Origin of the sequence: Bacillus sp. C30 (assembly GCF_040838255.1) — a bacterium.
Classification (GTDB): domain Bacteria; phylum Bacillota; class Bacilli; order Bacillales; family Bacillaceae_G; genus Bacillus_A; species Bacillus_A mycoides.
In genome coordinates this window covers 1-8002 of the sequence record NZ_JBFPJH010000157.1, presented here as the reverse complement: position 1 = coordinate 8002, position 8002 = coordinate 1, and the positions used below count along the sequence as shown (strand labels likewise).

The window sequence follows — 8002 nt, the reverse complement described above, 5'->3', positions numbered from 1 at the left end:
TTATATAGAATAATTTATCTCTATACTGTGTTCCAGTTTTACTGTACCACCTCACTAACACCTTAACCTTTTCTTCTAATTGGTTTACTCGTTCCATTATTTCATTCCCCATATACAACACCTCATTTAATACTTCAACAAAAAAACGCGATTCCCTCGAAAGGAAATCACGTTTTCTCAAAACATTATATATTATACCCAACCTCTGAAGCGACTAGCCTCAGCCATTTTACGAACACCAATCATGTATGCAGCTAAGCGCATGTTCACTTTACGAACTTGTGATGTTTCATAAATTGAATCGAATGATTTTACCATTACTTTTTCTAAACGTTGTTCTACTTCTTCCTCAGTCCAGTAGTAACCTTGGTTATTTTGTACCCACTCAAAGTAAGATACCGTAACGCCACCAGCACTTGCTAATACGTCTGGAACAAGTAAAATACCACGATCTGTTAAGATTTTTGTTGCTTCTAATGTAGTTGGACCATTTGCAGCTTCAACCACAATTTTTGCTTTAATCTTATCAGCATTTTTTTCTGTAATTTGGTTCTCAATTGCAGCTGGAACTAAAATGTCGCAATCAAGTTCTAGCAGTTCTGTATTTGAAATTGTATTATTAAATAGTTTTGTTACAGTACCGAAGCTATCGCGACGATCTAGTAAGTAGTCAATATCTAATCCATTCGGATCATGTAGTGCACCGTAAGCATCTGAAATTGCAATTACTTTCGCGCCTGCATCATGCATAAATTTAGCTAAGAAGCTACCCGCATTACCAAATCCTTGAACAACAACGCGTGCACCTTTAATATCAATGTCATGTTTTTTCGCAGCTTCACGAATACAAATTGTTACACCTTTTGCAGTCGCTGTTTCACGTCCGTGTGATCCACCTAATACAAGTGGTTTACCTGTAATAAATCCTGGTGAATTAAATTCATCGATACGGCTATACTCATCCATCATCCATGCCATAATTTGTGAGTTTGTAAATACATCTGGAGCCGGAATATCTTTTGTCGGACCAACAATTTGGCTAATTGCTCGTACATAACCGCGGCTTAATCTTTCTAATTCACGGAAAGACATCTCACGTGGGTCACAAATGATTCCACCTTTACCTCCACCATATGGTAAATCAACAATACCACATTTTAAACTCATCCAAATAGAAAGTGCTTTCACTTCATTTTCTGTTACGTTTGGATGGAAGCGAATTCCACCTTTCGTTGGACCAACAGCATCATTATGTTGTGCACGATATCCTGTAAATATTTTAACAGTCCCGTCATCCATACGAACTGGAATTTTCACTGTCATCATACGAATTGGTTCTTTCAATAATTCATATACTTCGTTTGGATAACCCAATTTTTCTAATGCTTCATTAATTACAATTTGTGTTGAATTTAACAATTCAAAATGTTGTTCCCCTTGTTGTTGTGTTTTCGTTTGAGTTCCCTTTTCGGCTACCATAGTAAGTAAACCCCCTGTAATTTCACTTGTTTAGTAAACCTTCATTGCCTAGTATACACCGTTAAATTTGGAATGCAATAGAAAACGCTAACAAATATATACAAACTATTTTGTATTGCAAGCGTTTTCACTATTATTATAGTCCTTTTATTGCTTTTAGAAAAGTAAAATACTTAAATATTTAAATATTTTTTATTTTCATCAAAATACATTCGATAAAACAATTATTTCATCAAGAAATACTGATTACATTTTAACATAAAGATCGGCTAGTCTTGTTACCTACACTTCGTTTTATAGATTTTAGATTTTCAGCTGAATAAAAATAAAACCTCAAGCTACGTTACATTAGCTGAGGTTTTGTTTTTTCACAAAGTAATTGTATATTTGTTCAATCGCTTGAGAATCCATTAATTCTTTACCATATTCCATTACGCGGTAAATTGTTGCTGTTGACGGATTACCGTACTCCGCTAAAATAGCTATAAAATCCGCCTTCAATAATTGAAATTGCTCTTCTTCTTCTATCCAAAGATAAAAACGATCATCCCACGTATACAACTTCCCATCAGTTACACCAAGGTTATATAAGCGATTTGACAAATTGATTACATCATCTAATGTAGCAAACTCGTAAAGTATATGTTCACTTTCATCAAGAGTCACTTGCATTTCAATAAACTCGTCACGGAACTCATCTTCTGTGTCCACTTCGTGATTTTCTTTTGTTACAATTACAACCATACCTTGAGCTTGTAGAGAAAATACTTCAACAGCAATCGGTCCATCCGCTTCAAACCCTAATTCTGTATTTGCTTCTTGCATCATATCACGGAATAGTTGCTGTACTTTCGGTGCATTTCTCCACAAATCTTCTTTCGTTAATCCTCGTTCAGATAAATCATCAAATGTTAGGAAAATTTTAATCTTATTATAATTTAAACGTTCCAGTCTCATCTCATACCCTCCCTACGTAACCATTGCATCTAATTTTTATTATATGAAATAGAAAATAGATGGTTCTTTTCGAACGACTATTCCGACATCTTTAACCATCCATCCCATTCTTCTTTCGTGTTACCAATTAGGATATTTTGAAGATTTAATTGATCTCCAATGCCTTTTCTTCCTATAAAACCACCAGAGATGTTTCCATTTTTTTCTTGCAACAAGTCAATAAATTCTACTGCCTCTTCAAGTTCTCGTTCATCATCAAAAGATATAAACAAATATTTAGGTTGTAATTGTTCAATAGCTAGTAAAATACCTTCTTCATCTAAACTTGTCCCCATATACATTGCTTGATATCCTTTTAGTCGTAAATACGTCGCGAAAATAAATCCTTTTAATATATTATTTTCTAAAACGAAAACTTTGTTAACGGAAGAATACACCGACGCATTATGATAGATCATTCCTAAACGTGTTTGTAAGAATGATACAACATATTTGAATTGCGACATTGTAATCTCATTATTACTTTTTAAAGTTAACAACTTGTTTGCCACTTGAAGAATGATGCTTGCAACAACCTTTTCCGTTGAATATATACTAAAAACCTCGTTTAATAATGCAGAAATTGTAATTTCATCAAATTCTAACAAAGCTTGTAGTATATCGTCCACTAAAACAACTTCTGTATCAGTAATTTTTTCTTTTTGAACGTTGTTCTGCAACCGATTCCCTTCTAATAACTGAACTGCTTGTCCAATCATCATCCCCTCAGAAACTTTGTTCATTAACCATTTCAAAATATGAATATGCTCTTCTGTATATAAACGATGCCCCGCACGATTTCTCTTTGGGGCAATAATATGATAGCGTCTTTCCCATGCGCGAAGTGTACTCGGTTGAATTCCGAGTATATTTGAGACAGCTTTTATATTATATTTTCCATTTGAATTCGGCATTATTTCCCTCCACATAACGTAATGATATGTGTTTGGGAAGGTGCCCGAAAACGAAGAGGGAACAATGTTGTTCCATACCCATTACTAACAAAGAGAGTCGTATTAGAATGCTTATATACGCCACCCTTTAAATACTTTTCAGATGGAAACAACCGAATCTGGCCTCCATGTGTATGTCCACTTAATACGAGCGAAATTTGTTCACTACCAGACATTTTCTTTATTATATCTGGGTTGTGACTAATTAAAATGCGAAAACCTTCTTCTTTACAATCAGACAACGCTAAATCTAAACGATCTCGTTCTAATCCAACATCATCGATACCGAGTAAGCAAATTTTCTCTCCTAATTCAGACTCAAATACAACTCTTGTATTATCTAATACCTTCACATTATTCTCTATTAATAAAGCATCTAATTCGTGATATTCAATTTCATAGTCATTATTTCCCCATACAAAATATACAGGGGCTATTTCTCTTAACTTTTGAATATTTAAAGAGATTTGCGATAAAGGTACTCCTTTTTCAGCTAAATCACCGCCAATAATTACGATATCTGCTTTTCCTTTCACTCGTTCAATTAGCGAGCTAGAAATGATCCTTCTATGAATATCCGAAATAAAAAAAACTTTAACTTTTTGAAAACTTTCCGGAAATTCTTCGAATACTAAAGTATGTTCCAACACTGTATTACGCATCGCTTCTTTATACATTCCAAGAAGACATACAAAACCAATGCATATGAGAGTACATAATAATATAATCCATGCCATATATTTTTTACTCTCCCTCCTCGTAAAGTATAGTCCTTAATTTTATGTGGAGCTATATATCACTCATTTAGCTAGCTCTCATACTTCGTGGACTTATCTTTTATAGGAATTTTCAATTCTTGTCCTACCTTCACTTCGTCTTCTTGTAAATCATTATACTTTTTTATTATTTCTATCCCATCTTCATCTGAGAAATATTGCTTCGCTATACTTTCTAAAGTTTCTCCATCTTTCACAACATGAGTTGCTACTTTCTCAGACTGCTTCTTTGATTCAGTCTTAGCGGAATCAAAGAAAATTACTTCAAACGCACTTTTCTCAGCATTATTACTATCACTTTTTACCTGTATATACTTATCCGTATACCATAGGATACTAATAGGTAACAATATGAACAAAAATGTTAACACTCGGACGAAAATGTGATTCATTTTAAACTTTGGTTTGTTCTCTTTATTTCTATGAATTTCACTACGCGGCGGTAAACTTTCATCTTCTTCCACTTGCTCAACTTCTAACTCCTCTTCAAAATCAGGAATTCGTTTTCTCATGTTGTTCACCACCACCTTCCATTTATTTTCTTAATTGGAGCCCCATTATAAAATCAACAAGAAAGTGTGCAAAGATTGTTATAAACAAATTTCCTGTCCACTCGAATACATAACCAAAAACAAAACTAATAAAGCAGACGAAACAAAACAAAAAAGGCTTCGTTATATACCGAATATGTAACACAGCAAAAATTAAACTCGCTATTACAATTCCGAAATGAGTCTGCACTACACCTCTAAATAAAAACTCTTCCGCAAAGCCAATAATAAACGTGATAACGAGTAAATGCATGACAGAAATCCCTTGAAACATTCTATCGTTAATGCCACCATCATCAAACCAAGATTCTGGAAACACTCGCATTGCCACATAATCTAATAACACAATACAAATCGCTAACAAGCTCCCTATTAAAAGTATAGAAACTGGCTCCCATTTCCATGAAATGTAAACTTCTCTTTTATCTTGAAATAATATATATGCTAGTAAACAACCGATACCAATAATGATTAGTTGTGTTATGTAGAGATTCAGTCTTATTTCTCTCGGACTCATATCTTCAACATTATGCCTTTGAATGTTCATCATTCCTCCATCTTTCCTAGGCCGAAAAGCTTTTGTAACTCTGTTTCCCAATTATAGTCGAAAACTAACTGTTGCGCTCGTCTTTTTTTATAATCCGTTTTTGTAATACCACAGTAATCACAACAGTTTTCTATCTCTTTTTCTTTTCTATAACCGAATTGTTGTAATAAATATTCACGTCTACATCCTTGAACTTGTATCCATGACTTCATATTTTCTAGCTCACTATATTTATTACGCATTCTCACTTCCACTTCCGCTATTAATCTGTGCATTATTTCATCTGACAAGCTCTCTAGCATGAGATTTCGCTGTTGTATGATTCCAAGATGTTCGAGATGATAACGTGTAAAGCGCCAATATTGTTCATTAAATCTTGCTGCATTATAACAAATTTCTTCTACATCTTCTAATGGTAATACTTTCGTTTGAAACATTCTTTCTTGTAGTAACGAAAATAAAAATTGTATTTGCGATTTACTTGGTAATTCATCTTCAATGATTGAAATTGGCAAATCGTGATCCAATGGACTACATAATAAAATGGCTATACTCAATTCTCCATCTCTTCCCGATCTTCCAATTTCTTGTAAATAGGAAGCTACATTTGTCGGATATTGAAAATGAATAATATATCTTGTATTCGCCTTATTTACCCCCATCCCAAAAGCACTTGTACATATTACAATTTGCAACTGGTCATTCATAAACTGTTGTTGAATTAACATACGCTCTTCATGTTCCATACCACCATGATAAAAAGCTACACCTGTAATTCCTTTTCCTCTTAAATACTCGGTTAAACGCTCTGTCCAGGCCCTACTTGAACAATAAACAATACCAGGCCCTTGCAAATACATTACATGCTCAAAAAGCGCCTCTTTTTTTTCTTCTATTGTTTCCACAAATTGCACTTCCATCGCAATATTTGGACGATCAATTGAGTACACATGCTCAGCAATATTTTTTAGATTTAAACTTTCCGCTATATCTCGCAGTACATCCTTTGTCGCAGTTGCTGTTAATGCTAGTACTGTCGGAGATCCGATACTCTCAATTACTTTATCTAATTTTTTATAATCTGGCCGAAAATCATAGCCCCATTGTGAAATACAATGCGCTTCATCTACGACAAATAATGAAATATGAATTTTTTTCAATTCTCTTATTAGAAGTTCCGACTGCAACATCTCTGGTGATACGAAAACAAATTTATAAAAAGATAGCTTTTTCATTGCTTCTCTTTTTTCAATTAACGTCCGAAAACTATTCAATGCAATAACTCGATTTTTCACGACATACTTTAATTGCGTAACTTGGTCTTCCATTAAAGATAATAATGGTGATACAACAAGCACCGTACCCTCTTGCAGAAGCCCTGGAAGTTGATAACACATTGACTTTCCCCTTCCAGTCGGAAGCATTGCTACAACATCTTTTCCTTCCAATAAGTCCGTAATAACTCCTTTTTGCCCCGGACGAAATTCAGAATATCCAAACCACTTATATAAATATTCCTCAAGCTTCATTTATACCCTCCATCCGTGCCAATACAAGACGTACTTCAAAATAAGAGATTTCCTCTCCAACCGCTTGCTTCAACACACGCAATTTACGTGTTTGTAATGCTTCAATTACTTTTGTTACTTTTTCCATTTTTTCTTTTTCCATAAACATTTCAATAGAAAATTCTTTTTCTCGTAAAGCAATTTCTACAAAATGGTCTTCTATCGTGGCAACCTTCAAATTCCGAATTGTTGCTATTTCTTCTAAAGAGCGTCCTTGTCTCCAAAGATTATATGTTTTTTTCGTTGATAAACTAAATAAATCAGCTTTCTCATTTGGATAAGATATAATTTCAGCTAATAATGGAAACTCATTTTCTTTATTGCGAACTTCTTGAATAAGGAAATGAATTGTACCCCAAAATAAAAAATACACTCGAAATATATCTTGTTTCGTAATTTCCGCTAATTGTTGTAAAGTACACCCAATACGTTTATACCCAGTTAACCGATATATTACGATTGTCGCCTCTAATGGATTATTTTTTTGTAAAAGAGTATGCATTTCCTTCCATAATCTTTTAGCCAATTCACTTCTCATATACGGTATTCCAGTGAGAAAACGTTTCACCCACATCATTATTTCTGTATCCTGTTGAATTGGAATAAATTTCGTATTCGCCTGTTGTAAATTCGAAATGGTTTGAACGATCAATGATAATCTCTTCCAAAACGTTTCACCTATTTCACCATAGTGTAAACCATTTAAATATGTCGGAAAGGCAAAGTCACCTTCCCATTTGTTTAATTGCACGTTACCAGCAGTCGTTAACACATATGTATTATCATGTATACCTTGAACTAAATCCGTTTGTAACAACTTTGCAACTTCTTGATCATAATCAGCTCTATTTAATGACTTATAAATCCCAAGCAAAAAAGAAATTTGAAACATATTCCCATCTTGTAATGTTTGCGACGATCTCTTTCCTTTTAATAAATAATAAATCGAAGAAACGGTTCTTTCACCATTCAATTGTTTTAAACAATATAATAAAGTATATTGTAGCTGCATTACCGCTTCCACCTCTCAGTCTAACTTCATTCCTTTTTCAATACGATTGCACATTAACTGCTATTCATTTAAGTTATCATATTCACACTACATGCTTGTATATATTCTATTGTATCAAAC

8 protein-coding genes are annotated in these 8002 nt (G+C 33.7%); all 8 read right to left on the bottom strand.

The genetic code is table 11. The features are described from left to right. Positions 1 to 192: 192 nt before the first annotated feature. Positions 193 to 1479, bottom strand: coding sequence for an NAD-specific glutamate dehydrogenase (gene gudB / locus AB3X49_RS14680; protein WP_367962992.1), 1287 nt, complete (start codon positions 1477 to 1479; stop codon positions 193 to 195). A 348-nt stretch (positions 1480 to 1827) separates the two neighbouring features. Continuing rightward, entirely contained in the window at positions 1828 to 2436 is a 609-nt protein-coding gene (locus tag AB3X49_RS14675; protein WP_002011786.1) for a genetic competence negative regulator, read from the bottom strand. Positions 2437 to 2513: 77 nt separating this feature from the next. Then, positions 2514 to 3389: a MerR family transcriptional regulator gene (locus AB3X49_RS14670; RefSeq protein ID WP_002064509.1), complete on the bottom strand. Its 876-nt coding sequence runs from the start codon at positions 3387 to 3389 to the stop codon at positions 2514 to 2516. After that, positions 3389 to 4165 carry a metallophosphoesterase gene (locus tag AB3X49_RS14665; protein WP_002135250.1) on the bottom strand — a complete coding sequence of 259 codons (777 nt, stop codon included), beginning with the start codon at positions 4163 to 4165 and terminating at the stop codon, positions 3389 to 3391. Before AB3X49_RS14665 ends, AB3X49_RS14670 begins: the two co-directional genes overlap by 1 nt. Positions 4166 to 4236: 71 nt before the next feature. Further along, entirely contained in the window at positions 4237 to 4716 is a 480-nt protein-coding gene (locus AB3X49_RS14660) for a LysM peptidoglycan-binding domain-containing protein (RefSeq protein ID WP_002030746.1), read from the bottom strand. A 22-nt stretch (positions 4717 to 4738) separates the two neighbouring features. Then, a complete protein-coding gene (locus tag AB3X49_RS14655; RefSeq protein WP_367962994.1) occupies positions 4739 to 5302 on the bottom strand; it encodes a CPBP family intramembrane glutamic endopeptidase in 564 nt (187 codons plus the stop codon). Beyond that, positions 5302 to 6831: a RecQ family ATP-dependent DNA helicase gene (locus AB3X49_RS14650; protein ID WP_367962987.1), complete on the bottom strand. Its 1530-nt coding sequence runs from the start codon at positions 6829 to 6831 to the stop codon at positions 5302 to 5304. Before AB3X49_RS14650 ends, AB3X49_RS14655 begins: the two co-directional genes overlap by 1 nt. Beyond that, positions 6821 to 7882: a YpbB family protein gene (locus tag AB3X49_RS14645; protein ID WP_367962985.1), complete on the bottom strand. Its 1062-nt coding sequence runs from the start codon at positions 7880 to 7882 to the stop codon at positions 6821 to 6823. Before AB3X49_RS14645 ends, AB3X49_RS14650 begins: the two co-directional genes overlap by 11 nt. Positions 7883 to 8002: the final 120 nt, after the last annotated feature.

Coding starts and splice junctions, on each gene's coding strand:
- gudB (WP_367962992.1), bottom strand. CDS start 1,479: ATGGTAGCCGAAAAGGGAACTCAAACGAAAACACAACAACAAGGGGAA.
- AB3X49_RS14675 (WP_002011786.1), bottom strand. CDS start 2,436: ATGAGACTGGAACGTTTAAATTATAATAAGATTAAAATTTTCCTAACA.
- AB3X49_RS14670 (WP_002064509.1), bottom strand. CDS start 3,389: ATGCCGAATTCAAATGGAAAATATAATATAAAAGCTGTCTCAAATATA.
- AB3X49_RS14665 (WP_002135250.1), bottom strand. CDS start 4,165: ATGGCATGGATTATATTATTATGTACTCTCATATGCATTGGTTTTGTA.
- AB3X49_RS14660 (WP_002030746.1), bottom strand. CDS start 4,716: ATGAGAAAACGAATTCCTGATTTTGAAGAGGAGTTAGAAGTTGAGCAA.
- AB3X49_RS14655 (WP_367962994.1), bottom strand. CDS start 5,302: ATGAACATTCAAAGGCATAATGTTGAAGATATGAGTCCGAGAGAAATA.
- AB3X49_RS14650 (WP_367962987.1), bottom strand. CDS start 6,831: ATGAAGCTTGAGGAATATTTATATAAGTGGTTTGGATATTCTGAATTT.
- AB3X49_RS14645 (WP_367962985.1), bottom strand. CDS start 7,882: ATGCAGCTACAATATACTTTATTATATTGTTTAAAACAATTGAATGGT.